Below are 19,275 nucleotides of genomic sequence, written 5' to 3'. Positions count from 1 at the left end.
CCATGGCAGGGTGTATGCCGTGCCAATGAAGCCGCCTGCTGAATGGCGAGTGATCGTGCGCCGGGCGCCCCCTCCCGAGCAGCCTCAAACGAAACTGGCGCCGGCTTCGCTGCCACCGTTCTCCACGCGCTCGCGGTCGAGACAGGCAAGCAACTGCGAACTCGTCTCGCGTAATCTGTGCGAGAGCATCACCACGAGTTCCATCAGGATCTTGGCGCCCAGAATGGGCTGTTCGAGAATGATGCTCGCCAGGCTTTCTCGCGTCAGCACGCCCATCACCGTCACACGGTCGGCAATACAGCTTGCGGAACGTGGATCACCGTCGATCAGCGACATCTCGCCAAGCGTCTTGCCCGCCCCGACGACGGCGATCAGGCGCGGAGCATCGTTGTTGCCCTGTTTGAACACCTGGATGCTGCCCTCGATCACGAACATCATGAAGTCGCCGGCGTCGCCCTCCCGGATCACTTCCTGGCCGACCTGTGCCCGGAACACCTGCAGGAACTGGCTCAGCAGTCCGATCTCGGCGAGATTCAGGTTCTCGAAGAGAGGCCAGTAGGGGAGCATGGCGTGTAATCGCGACGCGAACGGCGTCGCGTCGCCGAGGTACTCGAGTTCCGCCAGGCGCTGGTCGCCCGAAAGTTCCACTTCGCGTCCCTTCTCCTGAAAACACCCGCCAGGGAACCGCACTCACCACGCTTCCGTTGGCGCCAGGTCGCTGCTGGAACAGCAAAAAGGCCCCAGCTGGTAACTGGGGCCTGGCGCTTGATTTCTTTGGCTCCCCGACCTGGGCTCGAACCAGGGACCTACGGATTAACAGTCGGGCCCACACTGATTTCTATTGTACCAAAGCCGAAGATTCTTAACGCCTTTTTCTCTTCGCTTCCGACCGACCGGGTCGCACCGAGCCTATCCCGAACCCCTGCCATCGGCGTTCGCCTTCCTGGGGCGAAAACTCGACCCTTTTCAACGAAATAGCGCTGATTCGATCGACCGGCAACAGAACCGCCTGGCCGGCCGACCGCCGGACTCCGGCGCCGCGGCGAGTGGGGGGGCCGGTGATCCCGCGCCCAGCGATTGCGCCGAGACGGCTCTGGACGGCCCCACGAGGGGCCACCTCGCGATCGGGGATTCGGCCTCGGACTCGCAGGCACGCAAGCTACTTGTCGGCCCCGACGGGTGCTTTCTGGTCGAGTGCTGAACGCGTACAATCGGCCATCAAGAGACGCTCGTTTGAGGAAACTGTCGGTCCGCTCAAGACTGGTTGCCGACGCACAGGTTCTGCGGCTGGTGGACGGAACCGAGCCAAACCCCTGTGTTGCCATTCACACCGTGTATGACGGCTTACGCTTCCCTTGCAGTCGCTCCGGTCGGCTGCGAAAACTCCCCCTGAGGCATTGGCCGGCCAAACAGGAAGCCCTGGTAAGCAGTACAGCCATTGGCGGCAAGAAATTCACGCTGTGCCTCTGTTTCTACGCCCTCGGCGATCACGGCTAGACCCATGCTTTGCGCCAGGGCTACGATGGTTCGGGCGATGGCGGCGTCGTTGGGATCCGTCAGCACATCCCTGACGAAGGACTGGTCAATCTTGAGTTGGTCGAGCGGCAAGCGTTTCAGATAAGACAGCGAAGAATAGCCCGTGCCAAAGTCGTCCAGTGAGAAGCCGATACCTCTGGCTTTCAGCACGGTCATCTTGGTGATGATGTCTTCCACATCATCCAGCAGCAGGCTCTCGGTCAGTTCCAGTTTCAGTTTCTGAGGGTTAACTCCGGTGCCGTCGATTATCGCCAGTACCTGATCCACGAAATCCCCATGGCGGAACTGGCGGGCGCTGACATTGACCGCCACCGTGAGATGAGACATCTTCGGCAGGTCTTCCCAGGCCACCAGTTGGGCGCATGCAGTTTCAAGTACCCAACGACCGATAGGAATGATCAGTCCCGTTGCCTCGGCCTGGGGAATGAACTCGACCGGGGGCACCAGGCCGCGCCGGGGATGCCGCCAGCGCACCAGAGCCTCGGCCCCCGTTCGGTTTCCGGCGCTGTCCACCTGGGGTTGGTAGTAAAGGCAGAACTGGCCCTCCCGCACCGCCTCGCGCAGATCGCTATCGAGGGTGGCGCGGGCAGCCACGACTGCCTGCATCTCCGGATCGAAGAAGCGCAGCGAGTTGCGGCCACCGGCCTTGGCCTGATACATGGCCGTGTCAGCGCGTCTCATCAACTCATCGGCCGAGAGGGAGTGGCCTCGAAACAGGGTGATGCCAATGCTCGATGTGCAGTGATAGCTGCGCTTGTTCGTCAAGCCCTCTCGAAGAGTCAGATCGAGCAGGTAAGGCTGGCTAACGACGTGCAGAATCTTCACGGCAACGTTTTCTGCCTGCGTGGCGGCGAGCGTGTCTTCGCTGAGATCTTCGAGTATCACCACAAACTCGTCGCCGCCGTGACGCGCGACGGTATCGCCTTCACGGACGGCGGCTTGCAGGCGGCTTGTCACCTCTACCAGAAGCTGGTCGCCGACGTCATGCCCCAGCGTGTCGTTGAGCGTCTTGAAATCATCCATGTCTAGCAGCATCAGGGCGCCGTAGCGATGGTGGCGGGTGCTGCTGGACAAAGCCTGTTCCAGCCGGTCGAGCAGGAGCCGCCGGTTGGGCAGATCGGTGAGCGGGTCGTAGAAAGCCAAGCGTTCGATCTTGTCGGCCGTCGCCTTGCGTTCGGTGACGTCGGCGTTGGTGCCAACCAGGCGCAAAGGCTTGCCGTTGGCATCGCGGCTTACCACCATGCCGCGGCCTAGCGTCCATAGCCAAGTGCCATCCTTGCAGAACATGCGAAACTCAATCGCGGCCGAGCGTGTCTTGCCGTCGATATGGGCCTGGATTGCCGCCATCACCTTGGGCATGTCCTCCGGGTGGACACGGCTCGACCATTCGGAGGAGTTATTCCCGATCTCACCTTCGGCATAACCGAGCATTTCTTTCCATCGTCTGGAGTACACCGCGTCACCAGTCTGGATGTTCCAGTCCCAAACGCCTTCACCCGCGCCTTCGAGCGCAAACTTCCAGCGTTCCTCGCTTTCGATGAGTGCCGCTTCGGCTTGCTTGCGCTCGGTGATGTCCGTAATGAAGCCATGCCAGAGTACCGATCCATCGACATCCCTCTGAGGCAGGCTATTTCCGAACACCCAGTGCTCTGTGCCATCGTCAACTTTCAGCCGATATTCGTGCTGCCACGGTGTCATGTCTTTAGCCGACATTTGTATCGAGGCCATGAGGCCTTCGACATCATCCGGATGCGCTCGCATCAGCGCCTTGGTCGCGTCCTCGCGCACTTCATTTGCAGTGAGCCCGAACATCTCCCGGAAAGCGCCACTCACATAGGGCATGCACGAGCTGCCATCGGGGCGTAACCGGAATTGATAGACCACACCGGGTACCAGTTGGGTTAGTTGTCGGAACCTATCCAGCGCGTCCTGACGTAAAGCCTCCACTTGCCTACGTTCGGTGAGATCCCGACAAATAACGACATACCTCTCATCGCCTTCAAGTCTGGCGAATCGAACGGTGACATCAACGGGAAGCGGTTTGCCATCAGAACGCCGGTTTTCCCACTCGAAGCGCACCACTTCACCCGCTTTGGCGCGGGCAAATACTTCTGCGGCCATTTCATCGCTCCGGCGTCCTGCTGGCTGAAACTCCGGCGACCAACTTATCGGAGAAGAGCCAATTATCTGCTCCCGAGTACAGGCAAACAGTTCCAGGGTGGCTTGATTACACTCGATTGCAAGCCCCTGCACAGAACTCACAATGATTGCGTCGCCCGCCGCATCGAAAAGAGATCGATACAGACGGAGGTCGTAGTTTTCAGATACTGTTGATTCGCTCATAAAAATACCCAGACAATCACACCCGCGAACATTCCGTGTGGCAGTGAAGTGTTGCCATAGTACTTCGACTGACGCTTCTCCTCGCGCAATGTAGCTGGATACGGGTGATCTTCCTGTGTCGTCGCAACGGCAGATCTACCCTGACACCGGCCGATCAAATCTGATGCTTACGACATCGCGAATGACTCAAACCGCCGCGTAACCGAAGTTCAGACTGACGGAATCGGTGGCGCCGATTGAATGGCGGCTTCGGAGAAATCACCCCAAGCGAACGTCAGCAATGGACGAGCGGCTTGACTGTCTCCTGATAACCGGATGCCGACGGACCCCATCCCGCACACACTGGCCGCTCTTCCTTCAAAGCTACCCGTCAGGCAAGAATAGCACTCCTAAAATCGAACGCCAGCTTCCGTGTGGCGGGCGGTTGCGAGCAACGGCCGCCTTCAAGACAAGAGCCCCACCGTCTGCTCTGGGTCGGTTGCCGACAGCAAACCACGAAAACTCAGTGGCCGCTTGGGGTCCTGAAGCAGCCCGCTCGATGGGAAACCGCCGAGGCTGAGCATCAAAGGCCGGATCAGACTGGAAGCAGTCATTCGGATTTCTTAGGCTACCGGCTGCTACCGACCCTTTGCGGCCGGTCGAGACTTGAAAAGCAGACAATCAGGAACCTGATACTTACGAAGCGCGAACCCGGCGCATCCCAATCGAATCGTTGTTAGGCGAGCCGTCAAGCTTGATGCTCGTCATTAGTCGGGGGAATATTCGACCAAGATACCCTTGCATAAGCTCCTTCGCCCTTTGATAGAAGCTTACGTTTGATGAAGCGCCCCTCAAACTCAAGCTGCTCGCTGATTTTGATTACCAAGAGCCTATTGAAATTTCCGGCGCGTTTAACTTGAACTTGCTCCCCATCTTTTTCAGGAGAGATGGTCTTTACCTCTACGAAATCGTTTCCAAGCTTGCCATCTGAACCTCTGGTATGAGGTTTGTGGAGCTTGATGCCATATTTGACTTCAGCATATAGCTCTCCTAGTTCGCCCCAAATTTGCAGGTAGCGCCCTGTAAGTTTATGGTAAGACCTTGCGTTGTCGACCAAGCTCTCGAAAATCATCTCTAGTTCAGGGTCGACCTGTGGGCAAAACACCGAGAACTCTTTGTCATCCTCATAATCAGGCCCCCACTCCCAAGGGTTATATCCACAAGCAGCGGCATCAGCTATCTGCTCGGAGCTATGGCCAGCATGGTGCATATCGTGTAGAAAGTCCCAGTCGCTCATAGATTTCCCTTTCGAAACCCTAAATTGGCTTACACGCACCTATTTACATGGCATCTTATCAGACGTGTGTCCTCTTTCGGTTATGTTCAATAGGTCTGCTATTGGCCGGTTGCCGACCGACATCCTGCTACACCGACTGACCGCTTTCCGAAGCATAAGGGCCAGTCCGCCAAGAAAACCGATACCCCCAAATGGCCGCTTACGCCTTAACGCCGCAGATCACCGCCGGCTTGGCAAGAAGGTCGCCCCTGTCTGCTGCTGACCCCGCCCACCCTCTGCTCGAATTCTACCCGTTTGAACGGCAGGTTGACGCCGCAAGCGCCCCCTCAAGCAATCACGATCACCTTAGCGGGGCTGTCAGCGACGGCTTTCGGCTGGCGCTGCCAAGGGATGTGCTGATCCGCGAAGCAGACCGCGACACCCGTGATCTCAGAAAGGCGCCCGCACTGTGCCATTTCGCGCCCCTGATCGTAAGTCACAAAAAAAGGCGCCGTTGCGGATCAATACGATTGAGGACGGAGCCAAGGACCAGCACTCGACACTTGTCATGCCTATTTGCCCTGAAGGAAATGTCACGCCCGCCCTACACCCGTTCTTCATACAGATACTTCTGAAACCCGCTGAACACCCGCCGAATCTCCTCCGGCTGCCCAAGGTCATCCAGCGCATCCTTCATCGAGTCGTGATAGCGGAGCTTCAAGAGCGGCGTCAGCTTTGCCTGATCCAGTTCCTCGACGCCCTCTTCCACGTAGTGCGACAGCACGAAAGTCAGAAACGCCTGCTGCCGTGAGTTGAACTTGGCATCGATCACTGCCTTCGCCCTGGCCGCACGTTCCTCTCGGGTCAGTGGTTCCTGGGCATAGGCCACGTACGCCAGCACGTCGAAGATGTCGCTGTTCTCGGCGTCGATGACCTTCTGCATCTCGGCCAGTTGTTCCTTGCCGAAGCCCTTCTCGTCCAGGCCGTCCAGCAGCTTTCGGCGTGTTCCCGGATCGCTCCATAGCGCCCGCAGTTCGTCTTCGTCGGCGAAGAACTCCGGCAGCTTGCCGAACAGGGCTTCGAGGAACTGCTGCGCTGACATCGGCGTGCCATCCGGGTGCCAGAAGGTCGTCGCGGAAATGAACATGATCTTGCGTTCCTTACCGTCCGCGAGTTTGACCTTCGCTTTCGTCTTCTTCTTGCAGACACAGGGTCGCTGGCCGCAGTCCGCGCAAGGCTCCTGCGGGCAGGTGCAGGGCGTGTTGCCACAGAGGTAACAGGGAGGCTGAGGCTCCTTGACGCAGACGCAGGGATAACAACCGCACTGCTTGCAGGTTTCCGGCTCGACAGGCTCGCCATCCCAGTCGGGGTCGTTGAAGTGATGATGCGCCTTCACGAAGTCGTAGATGGTGAAGTAGTCCTTGCCGTCGTACAGACGGGTGCCACGTCCGATGATCTGCTTGAACTCGATCATCGAATTGACCGGACGCAGCAGCACAATGTTGCGCACGTTCCGCGCATCGACGCCGGTCGATAGCTTCTGCGACGTGGTCAGGATGGTCGGGATGGTCTTCTCGTTGTCCTGGAAGTCGCGCAGCCATTGCTCGCCCCGCGCGCCATCGTTGGCCGTCACCCGCTGGCAGTAGTCGGGATCGCTGCTGGTCTTGATCTGGTTGATCGCATCGCGGATCGCCAGCGCATGCTCCTGTGTCGCGCAGAAAACTAGCGTTTTCTCGCGCTGGTCGATCTGCGCCATGAACTGCCTGACCCGCGCCTTCTCGCGTTCCCTGATCTCGATGATCCTGTTGAAGTCGGCTTCTTCGTAGCGCTTGCCCGCCTCGATCTCGCCCTCCACCACCTTGTCGTCGGGGGTGTAGACGTACTCGTCCAGCGTCGAGGCGAACTGCTTGACGCGGAACGGGGTCAGGAAACCGTCGTTGATCCCGTCCTTGAGTGAGTAGATGAACACCGGCTCACCGAAGTAGAGATAGGTATCGGCGTTGTCCTTACGCTTGGGCGTGGCGGTCAGGCCAAGCTGCACGGCGGGAGCGAAGTAGTCGAGGATGCCGCGCCAGTTGCTTTCGTCGTTGGCTCCGCCTCGGTGGCACTCGTCAATGACGATGAAGTCGAAGAAGTCCGCCGGGTACTCGCCGAAATAGGGTGACGGATGCCCATCCTTGGGCGGGCCGCTCATGAAGGTCTGGAAGATGGTGAAGAAGATGCTGCCGTTCTTCGGCACCTTGCCTTTCTTCTTGATGTCTTCCGGCGCAATGCGCACCAGCGCATCTTCGGGGAAGGCCGAGAAGGCGTTGAAGGCCTGATCGGCAAGAATGTTGCGGTCGGCGAGGAAGAGGATGCGCGGTCGCCGTGTCGGATCGCCCGATTTCTTCCAGTCGTTCAGGTTCCAGCGGCTATGGAACAGCTTCCAGGCGATCTGGAAGGCGATGAACGTCTTCCCCGTGCCAGTCGCCAGGGTGAGCAGGATGCGCTGCTGCTGGTCGGCGATGGCATCCAGCACCTTCTGGATGGCGATATCCTGGTAGTAACGCCCCTGGAAGAAACCGCTCTTGTCCTCGAACGGTATTGCGGCGAAGCGGTCGCGCCAGGCGTTCTCGGTGGCGAAGGTCAGACTCCATAGCGCTTCAGGCGTCGGGAAACTCGACTGTTGGCCTTCGGCCCCGGTCGCCATGTCGATACCGTAGATGCCTTGCCCGTTGGTCGAGTAGGTGAAGCGTACCGCCAGCTTGCCGGCGTAGTCCTTGGCCTGGCCGACGCCTTCGGTGAGCGCCTTATCCCAAGCCTTGGCCTCGACCACCGCCAGCTTGATGTTGCGGTATTCGAGGACGTAGTCCGCCGTCAGCGGCTTGCCGCGCTTGCCGCCCCCTTCGAGCCGGCCAAGGGTGATCGGATACTCGCGCCGGATGCGACTGCCTTCAACGACGCCCCAGCCAGCAGCTGCCAAGGCGGGGTCGATGTGTTCGGCGCGGGTTTCGGCTTCGTTCACGGCGGCTTCTGGGTCAAAAGCCTAATTCTTCAAGTGCTGCACGGGGGGACAATATCTGCAAATCGCCCAAGGGATGCAAACACAGCAAATCGTTGTCGCCCGTGATCAAGCGAGTTGTTTTGGCCTCGATGGCGGTATGAATAAATACATCGTCCGCACTGTCACGGGAATAGCTGCGCGATGCCGTCCCGGCTGTCACCCCAACCCAGAACGCGCCGGCACTGGCTTCGTGAAGCACGCGCCGGCGGCGCTCCATGGGCAGGTAGCGGTCAAACTTTGGCAACCAGATACGTGCTTCCAGTTCGGCGAAGGTAGCCTTGGAAAACACCAGGCTACCGAATTCCAAGACGCAATCGACCAGCGTAGCGGCGACTCCATTTGGGGACAGCGCTGCACTGAGCAGGACATTGGTATCGATCACGACTCGCGCATAAGTTTGGGCGGTGACTTGACTAACTTTCATCGGCTAGCAGTTCAGCCAGTTTTTCTTCGGTTAAACCGGCAGCAGCTGCACCTTCCGCGGTCTCACGCAGGGTTTGGCGCAAACGGTCGGCGTAGAACCTGCGCATCGCCTCATAGTCCTCGGCGCTGACCATCACGCCGACCACGCGGTCGTGGCGCATGACGCGCACCGGCTCGCGCTGCACGCGGTCGAGAAACTCGCCGAAACGGGTCTTGGCTTCATTGGCGGTATAGGTTTGCATGGATCGGTCCTCACATCGAAAGAGCAACGATCTCAATATAGACAAATCGTTCGATCCGGTCAAATCGAACGATTCAGTCGGTGGTAATTGGTCACCGCTTGCCCGCCCATGAAAGCAGGTCGACGCTTTACAACTGGCCGCTGAAGGCCTGGTGCAGGAGGGATTTCTTCAGGTCGTCGAGGGCGGTCAGCTTTTGCTGGTAGATGGTTTCGAGGCGTTGGGTTTCTTCATTCAGCGAATCAAGTTTAGCCACGATTGCCTTTTGCTCCGCAACTGGCGGGAATGGAAACCTCTCGTTTTCAAACGTACCCATGTTGATGTTGGCCTGCGCGCTTCCTTTGCCCATCGATTGGATGCGAGCCTTGAACGACTGGAGAAGGTACTCGATAAAATCGACGTCAGCTTCCTTGGGGTTAGCAACAACGCCGATGACGCTATCGGGAAAGCACGCATCGAAGCCCAAAATAGCCGTTTCCGCAATGTTCGCAGCGATGGTGATACAGATTGTTCCTTTCGGCCAAAGCTTGCTTTGAGTTAACCCAGCGTCGCTGTAGGTTTGCGAATACTCAGTGATGACATGATCTGCATTGCGAATGTCGCCTGTTTGGACGAAGGGAAACTTTCCGCCGTAGAGATGTGGCGCATTTCGCGGGCGATGCCTTGATTTACCTCGACCAAATGCAGTGGCTATCTCTTCCAAGGTTTTTTGCTTCCACCCGTCACCCCGCTCAGTGAAAACGGATTGCAGGTGGCTTTCAAACAAGGCGCGGGCGTTCTGGAGGTTCTTTTCGGCGTTGGCCTTAGCGGTGGCGATACCGTCGAAGACTTCGTCGAGGATGGCGACGATGCGGTGCTGTTCGGCTGTGTCCGGATACTTGATCTTCAATTCTTTGAGCAGCTTGTAATGCCGTGCATACCCAAGTGAATCAAGCTGTGCAGTTTGCAACTGGTAGTAGAAGAACTTCGGAACCAGAAACGCTTTCGGCGGCAACAGCTTGACGCCATCCGCACCAAGGACAAAGTCAAAGTCGATGTACTTTAGAACCTTGGTGTGATCACCAAAGATCACTAGCGGAGTTTCAACCAGAAACACATCATCCGCGCTGTCCCAATAGCCGTTGATGAAGGCGTCCTCTTGCGACACCACCGGGAACGCCCCCGCATCCAAGAAGTCCTTACGCTGAATCTTGGTCGTATAGGTGACCTTATCAATGCAGTCCTCGAACGGCTTTGATTGCCACCCCGCCCTCATAGCAGCGCCCTGATATTCGCCAACACTTCCGCGCTCTCGGCATCCAGCGCGGCGATCTCGTCCATGATGTCCTGCGGGCTGCGGTGGACGACTTCCTCGCCGCCGTTTGGATTCTTCACCGACAGGTCGTAGGTCGCCGTGTTGATGGTTGCGGCATCGACGCTCCAGCTTTTCTCGGTATCGGCCTTGGTCTTTTGCAGCTCGATAAATTCGGCGAGATCGGCATCGTTGAGCGGGTTGGTCTTGCCCATGTTGCGACCCGGATCAAGCTGGTAGTACCAGACCTTGCGCGTCGGCGCGCCCTTCTCGAAGAACAGCACGACGGTCTTCACGCCCGCCCCCAGGAACGTGCCGCCAGGGCAGTCGAGGACGGTGTGCAGGCTGCATGATTCCAGCAACAGCTTGCGCAGGCTGACCGAGGCGTTGTCGGTGTTCGACAGGAAGGTGTTCTTGATGACGACACCGGCCCGTCCGCCGGCCTTGAGCATCTTGATGAAGTGCTGGAGGAAGAGGAACGCCGTCTCGCCGGTGCGGATCGGGAAGTTCTGCTGCACTTCCTTGCGCTCCTTGCCGCCGAAGGGCGGATTGGCGAGGATCACGTCCATGCGATCCTTGTCCTGGATGTCGGACAGGTTCTCGGCCAGCGTGTTGGTGTGGATGATATTCGGCGCTTCGATGCCGTGCAGGATCATGTTCATGATCGCAATCACGTAGGCCAGCGACTTCTTTTCCTTGCCGTAGAAGGTGCGCTCCTGGAGCGTCTTGCTGTCGCTGGTCGAGAGGTTTGGCTGCGCCTTGAGGTAGTCGTAGGCTTCGCACAGGAAGCCGGCCGAGCCGCAGGCGCCGTCATAGACGCGTTCGCCGACCTTCGGCTTGACCACCTGGACGATGGCGCGGATCAGCGGGCGCGGGGTGTAGTACTCGCCGCCATTGCGCCCGGCGTTGCCCATGTTCTTGATCTTGGCTTCGTAGAGGTGCGACAACTCATGCTTCTCGCTCTGCGACCGGAAGCGCAGTTCATCGACGTGATCGATGACTTCGCGCAGGTTGTAGCCACTGTGAATCTTGTTCTTGATCTCGGCAAAAATCTCGCCGATCTTGTACTCGATGGTATTCGGCCCGATGGCCCGCTGCTTGAAGCCGTGCAGGTAGGGGAAGAGCTTGCGGTCGACGAAATCGAGCAGGTCGTCGCCGGTCAGTGCCTTGTTGTGGTCGAGATTGCCGTCAGCCCCCTTGGGTGCAGCCCAGCTTTCCCAGCGGTACGGTTCGTCCAGGATGTAACTGTATGAACGTCCTTCGAGCGCCGCCTCGGTCGCCTTGTCCTGCTCCAGACTGTCGAGGTACTTCAGGAACAGTAGCCAGGAGGTCTGTTCGGTATAATCGAGTTCGGTGGTACAACCCGCCTCTTTCCAGAGGACATCGTCGATGTTCTTGAAGGCTTGCTCAAACATTGTTCTTGTTCTTCGATGATGACAAAGGGGAATGATGCCTCAAACGGCCACCCTTTGCGAAACACTGAATCGCCCAGCTTCCACAGACACCCTTGAGGGGCGTTCGGCAGAGCAACCCCGGGGCGCAGCTTGACGCTGACAGCGTTTCCTCCAACTAGCACATTGGTAGGGCTGTCAGTGACGGCTTGCGGCAGTATCGCTACATCGAGGGGTGACCAGCAGCTTCGGCCCGACGAGCCCTCGCTGGCTTCCCGGAATCTCGCCCGTATCTGGTGTTGTTGCCCTTGCCTATGTCGCCGACCGGTCGGCAACCGCAGGTTCCCGACAGCACACGCACCTGGACTCTCCATGCTGAACCCCAGCAGCAAACGCCCGCGCCACCCCCAGAAGCCCTGACCGCGATCGCCCCACCCCACCCGGAGGCGCCACCAGGTCGGTATAGGCCCGGACGCAACCCCAAAACGCAAAAAGCCCGACCTTTACGGACGGGCTAAGCGCTTGTACGGCAAGAAATTTCTTTGGCTCCCCGACCTGGGCTCGAACCAGGGACCTACGGATTAACAGTCCAGCTCACACCGATTTCTATGGCGGCAAACCTGAAGATTCTTAACGCCCTTTTTCTCTACGTTTCCGACCGACCGGTTCGCACCGAGCCTATCCCGAACCCCTGTCCGCGGCGTTCGCCTTCCTGGCGCGAAAACTCGAACCTCTTCAACGAAATAACGCTGATTTCGATCGACCGGCAACAGAACCGCCTGGCCGGACGACCGCCGGACTCCGGCACCGCGGCGGGTGGGGGCCGGTGATCCCGCGCCCAGCGATTGCGCCGAGACGGGTCTGGACGGCCCCACGAGGGGGCACCTCGCGATCGGGGATTCGCCCCTTGACTTCTCAGGCACGCAAGCTACTTGTCGGCCCGACGCCTGCTTTCTGGTTAAGTGCTGAACGCGTACAATCGGCCATGACCAGCCATTCACCTGCTATCCAAAGCAGCCATTCGTGAGGCCGCTCCACACAGGAAGCTGCCGGAAAGTCTACTTATACAGAACACCCGGAATGGCGGCGGCCCAGTAACTGCTGTAACCCCGCCACCTTTTTCTGGCATCCGTCGCCAATACTGACATCGAGCCAGCGACCTGCTCCCAACCCGGCAACGCTCCGTACGGGGTCGATGTTCTTCTACACGCGGTTTTTTCGAGAAACGACCATGCGTCCGACCCGAAATTCAGTTCCAGCCCTCTCTCCTATTCCTGATTCCTTACGCCTGCGGCCGGCTGCCCTGGCCCTGGCGGTAGCCCTGCTGCCCACCATCGGGCATGCCGCCGACGGGATTTTCGACCTCGGCACCCTGGGCGGACTGAGCTCCGATGCCTGGGACGTCTCCGCCGACGGCAACCTGATGGTGGGGCAGGCCAACACCGCAAACAATGCGGCCGCACACGCCTTCCTCTGGACGCAGGCCGGTGGCATGTTCGACCTCGGCACCCTGGGCGGAACGTACTCCGTTGCGTACGCCGTCTCCGCCGACGGTAACGTGGTGGTGGGGGATGCTAGCAACGCCAACCAGCAAGACCGCGCCTTCCGCTGGACGCAGGCCGGTGGCATGGCCGACCTCGGCACCCTTGGCGGAACGAGGTCCAGTGCCAAGGCCGTGTCCGCGGACGGCAATGTGGTGGTGGGACAGGCCAACACCGCCAACAATGCGGCCGCACACGCCTTCCTCTGGACGCAGGCCGGTGGCATGGCCGACCTCGGCACCGTGGGCGGACGGAACTCCGCTGCCTTTGCCGTCTCCGCGGACGGCAATGTGGTGGTGGGGGATGCTAGCGACGCCAACAGGCAAATCCGCGCCTTCCGTTGGACGCAGGCCGGCGGCATGGCCGACCTCGGCACCTTGGGCGGACCGGACTCCTATGCCAGGGCCGTCTCCGCCGACGGCAATGTGGTGGTCGGGGCTGCTAGCGACGCCAACACGCGAAACCGCGCCTTCCGTTGGACGCAGGCCGGTGGCATGGTCGACCTCGGCACCCTGGGCGGAACGTATGCCTATGCCTGGGCCGACTCCGTTGCCTGGGACGTCTCCGCGGATGGCAATGTGGTAGTGGGGGATGCTTTGAACGCCGACAAGGTATACCGCGCCTTCCGCTGGACGCAGGCCGATGGCATGATCGACCTCGGCACCCTGGGCGGAGTGAACTCCCATGCCCATGCCGTCTCCGCTGACGGCAACGTGGTGGTGGGGTGGGCTAGCATCGGTCCGACCTCACGCGCCTTCCGCTGGTCGCAGGCCAGTGGTATGCAGAGCGTCGAGCAGTGGCTCGCCGCGAACGGGGTGACGGTGGCACCCGGCCTCGAAACCGACAGCGCGACAGGCACCAGCGCCAACGGCAGCGTGGTGGTGGGGGAACTGAAGAACGCCCGCGCCTTCCTGGCGCGGGTTACGTCTCCCGTGACACCTCCTCCCGGTAGTGGGATCGGGTCGGGCCTGATCGATGTCCTGGATTACAGCAGCACCCTGCAGGGCGCTGGCTACGCGACGGTGCAGGTCATTGGCCAGGCCGATCTCGTGCTGAACGGCCTGAACGGCAGCCCGCTACGCGGCCTGCCGGCGGCCGGACGGTTTAACACGTGGCTGGCGGGCGACTGGGGCCGGCAGAAGAATACGGCGGGCGACGGTGACATCGGCGCCGGCGAGGTGGGTTTGGCCTACGGGGTGAGTGAGCCCGTCCGGATCAAGGTGGCCGTCGGGCGAACCTACAATGACCAGGGCATGGCCTACGATGGCAAGTCCACCTTCAGGGGCACCTACGTCGTGCCTGAAATCGTCGCCGCGATCCCCGGTTCGTCGCTGTACGTGTCCACTTCCGGCTACTACAACTCCGGCGATGCCGACATCAAGCGCGGCTACCTCAATGCCGGCACCCCAGTGAAGTCTGACGGCTCGCCCGATACTAGCTCGGGTGCCGTGCGTCTGCGGCTCGACTGGCTCAATGCCGTGCAGGCAGGCCACCTGCGCCTCACCCCGTACGGCAGCCTCAGCCGTTACCGCGGACGCACCGACGGCTATACCGAGACAGGTGGCGGCTTCCCGGTGCGCTGGGATGCGCGCACGGAGTACTCCTCCATAGGCCGCGTCGGTGCGGAGGCCGCCTACGCGCTGGATGAAAGGTGGGCGCTCCTTGGCAAGCTCGAATACGTGCATCGCTTCGATTCACAGAGCGCCGGTGCCTCGGGCACCGTCCTCGGCCTGGGCACCTTCGCCACCAACGGGCTGGACTACAAGGAAAACTGGGGGCGCGCCAACGTCGGTGTCGAAGGCAAGGTCGGCCCGGGCGTCGCCGCCGTCATCCTCAACGCCAGCACAGAAACCAACGGCCCGACCCACTGGGCCTACGCGAGCTACCGGTACGACTTCTGAGCGGCACTTTTTCCCATGCTCGCGCCGGCGTCACGGGCGCCGGCCGGGGGCAAAGCCGCCTGTCGAGTTCGCGGCCTCCGTCGGTGAGCGCCGTAGCCTGGCGGTGTTCTTCCTTGCTATTCTGACGGTCGGCTGCACCCGCCAAATAGCAGCCGTTGGAACATCGAATCCAGAAATGACCGCAGAGGGTCGGTGGCTGCCAGTGGCCTGAAAAATCTGAACGACTGCTTCCAGTCTGATCCGGCCGTTGATGCTCGGCTTCGGCGGTTTCCTATCGAGCTGGCCGCTCCAGGACCACAAGCGGCCACTGCGTTTTCGTGGCTTGCTGTCGGCAGCCGACCCGTTGCTGCCGGTCGAATTTCTCCGAAGGAGTCGGTCGCGTAGGTCGGCTAGCCTTTCATTACGCTCGCGGCACACCAGAGGCCTACGGTAACATTGTTGGCTATTACTCTGAAAAATGTGGGGCGCGATAATGGATACGAACGATAAACCTTCGTCCAGAGATCAATGGGCTCTCCTCCGTTTTGCTGTCGTCGGACCAATACTTGCGGCGCCACCAGCGGTCGGCGAACTGCGATCAGTTTTAGTGGTGCTGTCTGAAAAAGACTGGCGCAACCCTATTACGGGCTGTGAAGTTCGGTTTAGTGCATCAACGATTGAACGCTGGTACTACATCGCCCGTGCTGCCAGCAATCCGATTTCAGCTCTCAGAAACCGCCCGCGCGGCGACCTTGGTTGCTTCCCCAGTATTGACTCCCGTACTGCAGAACTGCTGACGATGCAATATAGGGAGCATCCAGACTGGCCGTTACAACGACATGTGAACGCCGTCCGCATTGCCTTGGCCGACAGCAACTCACCACTGGCGTCATATCCGACGATACGACGCTATGTTTTGGCCCATGGAATGCGCCCGATATCCCCCAAACACAATACAAAGTCATCCGCCCTGGGCGAACGATGGCATAAGTGGGTGGATTCCATGATGCGGGGTATCGTGCCTGACGCATCCAGCAGCACGTTGGCAGGTCGAGATTTACTGATTGAGAACTTGTCAGGCTCACACTTTCAAAGACAAAAAGCACTGGTGGTGCTGGCGAATGAGCAAGGTTTCTCAAGCAATCAGATTACCGCATTTCTCGGAGTGAGCAGTTCATCCGTTTGCAGGTACCTCAAAACTTTTCATGCAGGAGGAGCGGAAAATCTATTTCAGCGAAAATCTTGCCCTCACAAGGACAATGACGAGGCACTCAAGACGGCCGTGTTTTGTCTATTGCATGAACCTCCGTCCTTGTCTGGACTGAATCGCACTACATGGAAGATGGCAGATATCAAGAAAGTCCTCAAAGAAAGAGGCTTCCCAGTCTGCATTTCAGTCATTCGAACAATAATCAAGAAAGCGGGCTTCAGATGGAAAACGGCGAGGGTCGTGCTGACCAGTAACGACCCAGACTATCGTGAAAAATTGGACTACGTACATGAGGTGTTAGCCAATCTCAAACCAGACGAGCGTTTCTTTTCTGTCGACGAATATGGTCCCTTTTCCATCAAGATAAGGGGTGGGCGAGTTCTTGTACCACCAGGGAAACAACCGACGGTTCCTCAATGGCAGAAGTCAAAGGGTTGGATCATTATGACTGCTGCTTTGGAGCTTTCGACGAACAAATTAACGCATTTCTATTCGACGGCGAAGAATACGGTTGAAATGATCAGAATGGCCAAAGTCCTGACGCAAGAATATCGAGGAACGACCAAGATATATCTCTCATGGGATGCGGCATCTTGGCACATGTCAAAACAATTACTAGAATTCATCGAAGAGCACAATCTAACTGCGGCAAAAAATGCTTTACCGCTGATAAATTTGGCACCATTGCCAGCAGGCGCCCAATTTTTAAATGTTATTGAATCAGTGTTTAGTGGAATGGCGCGTGCGATCATTCACAACAGCGATTACTCGTCAGCGTCGGAAGTAATGCAGGCGATAGACCGCTACGTATCAGATCGAAATAGCTACTTCCTTGCCAACCCAAAGCGCGCAGGCAAGAAAATATGGGGAATGGAACGTAGCAAGAGTGAGTTTGACGCAAGCAACAACTGCAAGGACCCAGAGTATCGGTGATCTATGTAAATTGGAAGACCACCTCGACCGGCAGCTCTTGGCCGGATGCCGACCGACATCCGGCGACACACACTGACTGCTTTCCGAAGCGTAAGGGCCAGTTCAGCGAGAGAAGTGACATCCTCAGCCGAATGACCGCTTACGCGCTGATCCCTCCAGCTCTGCGTCGGTTTAGCAGGGAAGTCGCCGCCGTCTGCTGCTGGCCGCGTCCCGCCCACCAGCTGACTCGAATTCTACCCACTTGACCGGGCCGGTTGACGCTGACAGCGATCCCTCAAGCTATCACATTGGTAAGTCTGTCCGAGACGGCTTTCGACAACATCGCTACAGCGATGGGCGACCAGCGGGTTTGGCTCGACGAGCCATCGCTGACTTCCCGGAAGCTCGCCCACCTCTGGTCTTGGTGCCCTTACCCTCGCCAATGGCTACAGCACCCGCACTCTCGATGCCAAACCCCAGCATCGCTCCGCCGCGCCACCCCCAGAAGCCCTGACCGCGATGGCCCCACCCCACCCGGAGGCGCCGCCAGGTCGGTATAGGCCCGGACGCGACCCCAAAACGCAAAAAGCCCAACCTCGGGGGCTGGGCTAAGCGCTTGTACTACCAGAAATTTGTTGGCTCCCCGACCTGGGCTCGAACCAGGGACCTACGGATTAACAGTCCGACGCTCTACCGACTGAGCTATCGAGGAACATGCGAGCGGGGAGTTTAGACACTCGACGTCTGTTCGTCAACACTCCTCGGGCATTTCCCTTGCTTGCTGCCCGTGGGAGCATTTCAGGGCGAGCCAGGATCGAGGTCGTAAACGTTTCGGCGCCCACGCGGAGCAGCGGCAACGCCGCCGAGGGGGATGAGCCCCATCGCGGCACCGATGTTCGGTGGCATGCTCTCCTCGAAGGTACTGACCCACGCCGCAACGCCAGCATTCGCCCGGACCACGCGACGTCGACCGCGGCGCGGCGGGCACTCGGTATTGCAGCGCACCATCTACAGCCCCTTTCCATTAGAATCGAGCCCTCGGCCAGCCCAGGCCGGCAGCCAGGAGGAAGCCCGATGACCTTGCAGAGCAAGCCCAACACCGACGACGTGCGGATCAGGGAAATCAAGGAGCTGGTCCCGCCAGCCCACGTTTTCCGTGAATTTCCGGTCGGCGTGCGTGCTGCGCTGACGACCTATAACGCGCGCCAGAGCATCCACCGTATCCTGCATGGTGCCGACAACCGCCTGCTGACAGTGATTGGGCCCTGTTCGATTCATGATGTGGATTCGGCAATCGAGTACGCGACGCGACTGCAGAGGGAAGTGCCCCGCTTCGAGAACGATCTGCTGATCGTCATGCGAGTGTACTTTGAAAAGCCGCGCACGACGGTCGGGTGGAAGGGCCTGATCAACGACCCACGGCTCGACAACAGCTTCCGGATCAACGAAGGGCTGCGCCTGGCGCGAGGACTGCTCCTTGAAATCAACGACATGGGCCTGCCCTGCGCAACCGAGTTCCTGGATACGATCACGCCGCAATACACGGCTGACCTGATTGCCTGGGGTGCTATCGGGGCGCGCACCACGGAATCACAGGTGCATCGGGAGCTGGCTTCCGGTCTGTCATGCCCGGTCGGTTTCAAGAACGGGACGGATGGCAACATACGCATCGCCATTGACGCCATTCGGGCCGCTCAATCGCCACATCATTTTCTGTCGGTGACCAAGGCAGGCCACTCGGCGATCGTGTCTACCGGAGGCAACGAGGACTGCCACGTCATCCTGCGCGGGGGCAAGGTTCCAAACTACGACGCGGCGCATGTCGACGCGGCGTGCAAGGAAATCGCCGCCGCTGGCCTCGCTGCCCGCCTGATGGTCGATGCTTCGCACGCCAACAGCAGCAAGCGATTCAAGCAGCAGATTCAGGTCGTCACGGACACCGCCAGCCAGCTCGCCGCCGGCGACGAGAGGATCATTGGCGTGATGGTCGAATCACACCTAGTTGAAGGGCGTCAGGACCTCGTGCCTGGCCAGCCGCTGGAGTACGGCAAGAGTATTACTGACGCCTGCCTGGGTTGGGAGGATTCGCTGATGGTTCTGGAAATGCTCGCCAAAGGGGTCCGGGCTCGCCGCCTGGTGGAAGCCGCAAAATGATTGTGGGCGTGAACCCCGCACGCGCAGCTTCCACCCCTGGCGGCGGCTACCTGCCGC

At 59.4% G+C, this 19,275-nt stretch carries 12 protein-coding genes, 1 tRNA gene and 1 pseudogene; 3 read left to right on the top strand and 11 right to left on the bottom strand.

What is annotated here, in order from left to right; all coding sequences use genetic code 11:
* Positions 1-84 precede the first annotated feature (84 nt).
* The 9 genes and pseudogenes from V5B44_RS16115 to V5B44_RS16075 form a co-directional block, all read right to left on the bottom strand.
* On the bottom strand, positions 85-648 hold the full coding sequence (locus V5B44_RS16115) for a cyclic nucleotide-binding domain-containing protein (protein WP_332360007.1): 564 nt from the start codon (positions 646-648) through the stop codon (positions 85-87).
* Positions 649-1,344: 696 nt separating this feature from the next.
* A complete protein-coding gene (locus V5B44_RS16110; RefSeq protein ID WP_332360006.1) occupies positions 1,345-3,879 on the bottom strand; it encodes a sensor domain-containing protein in 2,535 nt (844 codons plus the stop codon).
* Positions 3,880-4,606: 727 nt separating this feature from the next.
* Positions 4,607-5,155, bottom strand: coding sequence for a hypothetical protein (locus tag V5B44_RS16105; protein ID WP_332360005.1), 549 nt, complete (start codon positions 5,153-5,155; stop codon positions 4,607-4,609).
* Between the two features lie 377 nt (positions 5,156-5,532).
* A pseudogene (locus tag V5B44_RS16100) lies at positions 5,533-5,634 on the bottom strand (IS30 family transposase); the annotation flags it as partial.
* Between the two features lie 104 nt (positions 5,635-5,738).
* Positions 5,739-8,138 carry an EcoAI/FtnUII family type I restriction enzme subunit R gene (gene hsdR / locus V5B44_RS16095; RefSeq protein ID WP_332360004.1) on the bottom strand — a complete coding sequence of 800 codons (2,400 nt, stop codon included), beginning with the start codon at positions 8,136-8,138 and terminating at the stop codon, positions 5,739-5,741.
* 13 nt (positions 8,139-8,151) lie between these two features.
* On the bottom strand, positions 8,152-8,559 hold the full coding sequence (locus tag V5B44_RS16090) for a putative toxin-antitoxin system toxin component, PIN family (RefSeq protein ID WP_332360003.1): 408 nt from the start codon (positions 8,557-8,559) through the stop codon (positions 8,152-8,154).
* Between the two features lie 31 nt (positions 8,560-8,590).
* A complete protein-coding gene (locus V5B44_RS16085; RefSeq protein ID WP_332360002.1) occupies positions 8,591-8,842 on the bottom strand; it encodes a type II toxin-antitoxin system Phd/YefM family antitoxin in 252 nt (83 codons plus the stop codon).
* Between the two features lie 127 nt (positions 8,843-8,969).
* Positions 8,970-10,094 carry a restriction endonuclease subunit S gene (locus V5B44_RS16080; RefSeq protein WP_332360001.1) on the bottom strand — a complete coding sequence of 375 codons (1,125 nt, stop codon included), beginning with the start codon at positions 10,092-10,094 and terminating at the stop codon, positions 8,970-8,972.
* Positions 10,091-11,545, bottom strand: a complete 1,455-nt coding sequence (locus V5B44_RS16075; protein WP_332360000.1) for an N-6 DNA methylase — start codon at positions 11,543-11,545, stop codon at positions 10,091-10,093. The genes V5B44_RS16080 and V5B44_RS16075 overlap by 4 nt, the downstream gene beginning before the upstream one ends.
* A 1,171-nt stretch (positions 11,546-12,716) precedes the next feature.
* On the opposite strand from V5B44_RS16075, the gene V5B44_RS16070 reads away from it, so the two are divergent.
* Together V5B44_RS16070 and V5B44_RS16065 are read left to right on the top strand one after the other, a co-directional pair.
* The gene (locus V5B44_RS16070) at positions 12,717-14,963 is read left to right on the top strand and encodes an autotransporter domain-containing protein (RefSeq protein ID WP_332359999.1); all 2,247 of its coding nucleotides are present in this window, start codon (positions 12,717-12,719) and stop codon (positions 14,961-14,963) included.
* A 472-nt stretch (positions 14,964-15,435) separates the two neighbouring features.
* Positions 15,436-17,085, top strand: a complete 1,650-nt coding sequence (locus V5B44_RS16065) for an IS630 family transposase (protein WP_332359998.1) — start codon at positions 15,436-15,438, stop codon at positions 17,083-17,085.
* 615 nt (positions 17,086-17,700) lie between these two features.
* On the opposite strand, the gene V5B44_RS16060 is transcribed toward V5B44_RS16065, so the two are convergent.
* Positions 17,701-17,776: transfer RNA gene (locus V5B44_RS16060), tRNA-Asn, on the bottom strand.
* An 86-nt stretch (positions 17,777-17,862) separates the two neighbouring features.
* A complete protein-coding gene (locus V5B44_RS16055; RefSeq protein WP_332359997.1) occupies positions 17,863-18,072 on the bottom strand; it encodes a hypothetical protein in 210 nt (69 codons plus the stop codon).
* Between the two features lie 66 nt (positions 18,073-18,138).
* Here V5B44_RS16055 and aroG point away from each other — a divergent pair, with 66 nt between their 5' ends.
* The gene (aroG, locus tag V5B44_RS16050; RefSeq protein ID WP_332359995.1) at positions 18,139-19,218 is read left to right on the top strand and encodes a 3-deoxy-7-phosphoheptulonate synthase AroG; all 1,080 of its coding nucleotides are present in this window, start codon (positions 18,139-18,141) and stop codon (positions 19,216-19,218) included.
* Positions 19,219-19,275: the final 57 nt, after the last annotated feature.

The sequence above is a fragment of the Candidatus Accumulibacter necessarius genome (genome assembly GCF_036625085.1).
Note: the sequence above shows the minus strand (reverse complement) of the source record. Positions and strands in the feature narration are given on the sequence as shown.

Coding starts and splice junctions, on each gene's coding strand:
- V5B44_RS16085 (WP_332360002.1), bottom strand. CDS start 8,842: ATGCAAACCTATACCGCCAATGAAGCCAAGACCCGTTTCGGCGAGTTT.
- V5B44_RS16065 (WP_332359998.1), top strand. CDS start 15,436: ATGGATACGAACGATAAACCTTCGTCCAGAGATCAATGGGCTCTCCTC.
- V5B44_RS16075 (WP_332360000.1), bottom strand. CDS start 11,545: ATGTTTGAGCAAGCCTTCAAGAACATCGACGATGTCCTCTGGAAAGAG.
- aroG (WP_332359995.1), top strand. CDS start 18,139: ATGACCTTGCAGAGCAAGCCCAACACCGACGACGTGCGGATCAGGGAA.
- V5B44_RS16080 (WP_332360001.1), bottom strand. CDS start 10,094: ATGAGGGCGGGGTGGCAATCAAAGCCGTTCGAGGACTGCATTGATAAG.
- V5B44_RS16105 (WP_332360005.1), bottom strand. CDS start 5,155: ATGAGCGACTGGGACTTTCTACACGATATGCACCATGCTGGCCATAGC.
- V5B44_RS16055 (WP_332359997.1), bottom strand. CDS start 18,072: ATGGTGCGCTGCAATACCGAGTGCCCGCCGCGCCGCGGTCGACGTCGC.
- V5B44_RS16110 (WP_332360006.1), bottom strand. CDS start 3,879: ATGAGCGAATCAACAGTATCTGAAAACTACGACCTCCGTCTGTATCGA.
- V5B44_RS16070 (WP_332359999.1), top strand. CDS start 12,717: ATGTTCTTCTACACGCGGTTTTTTCGAGAAACGACCATGCGTCCGACC.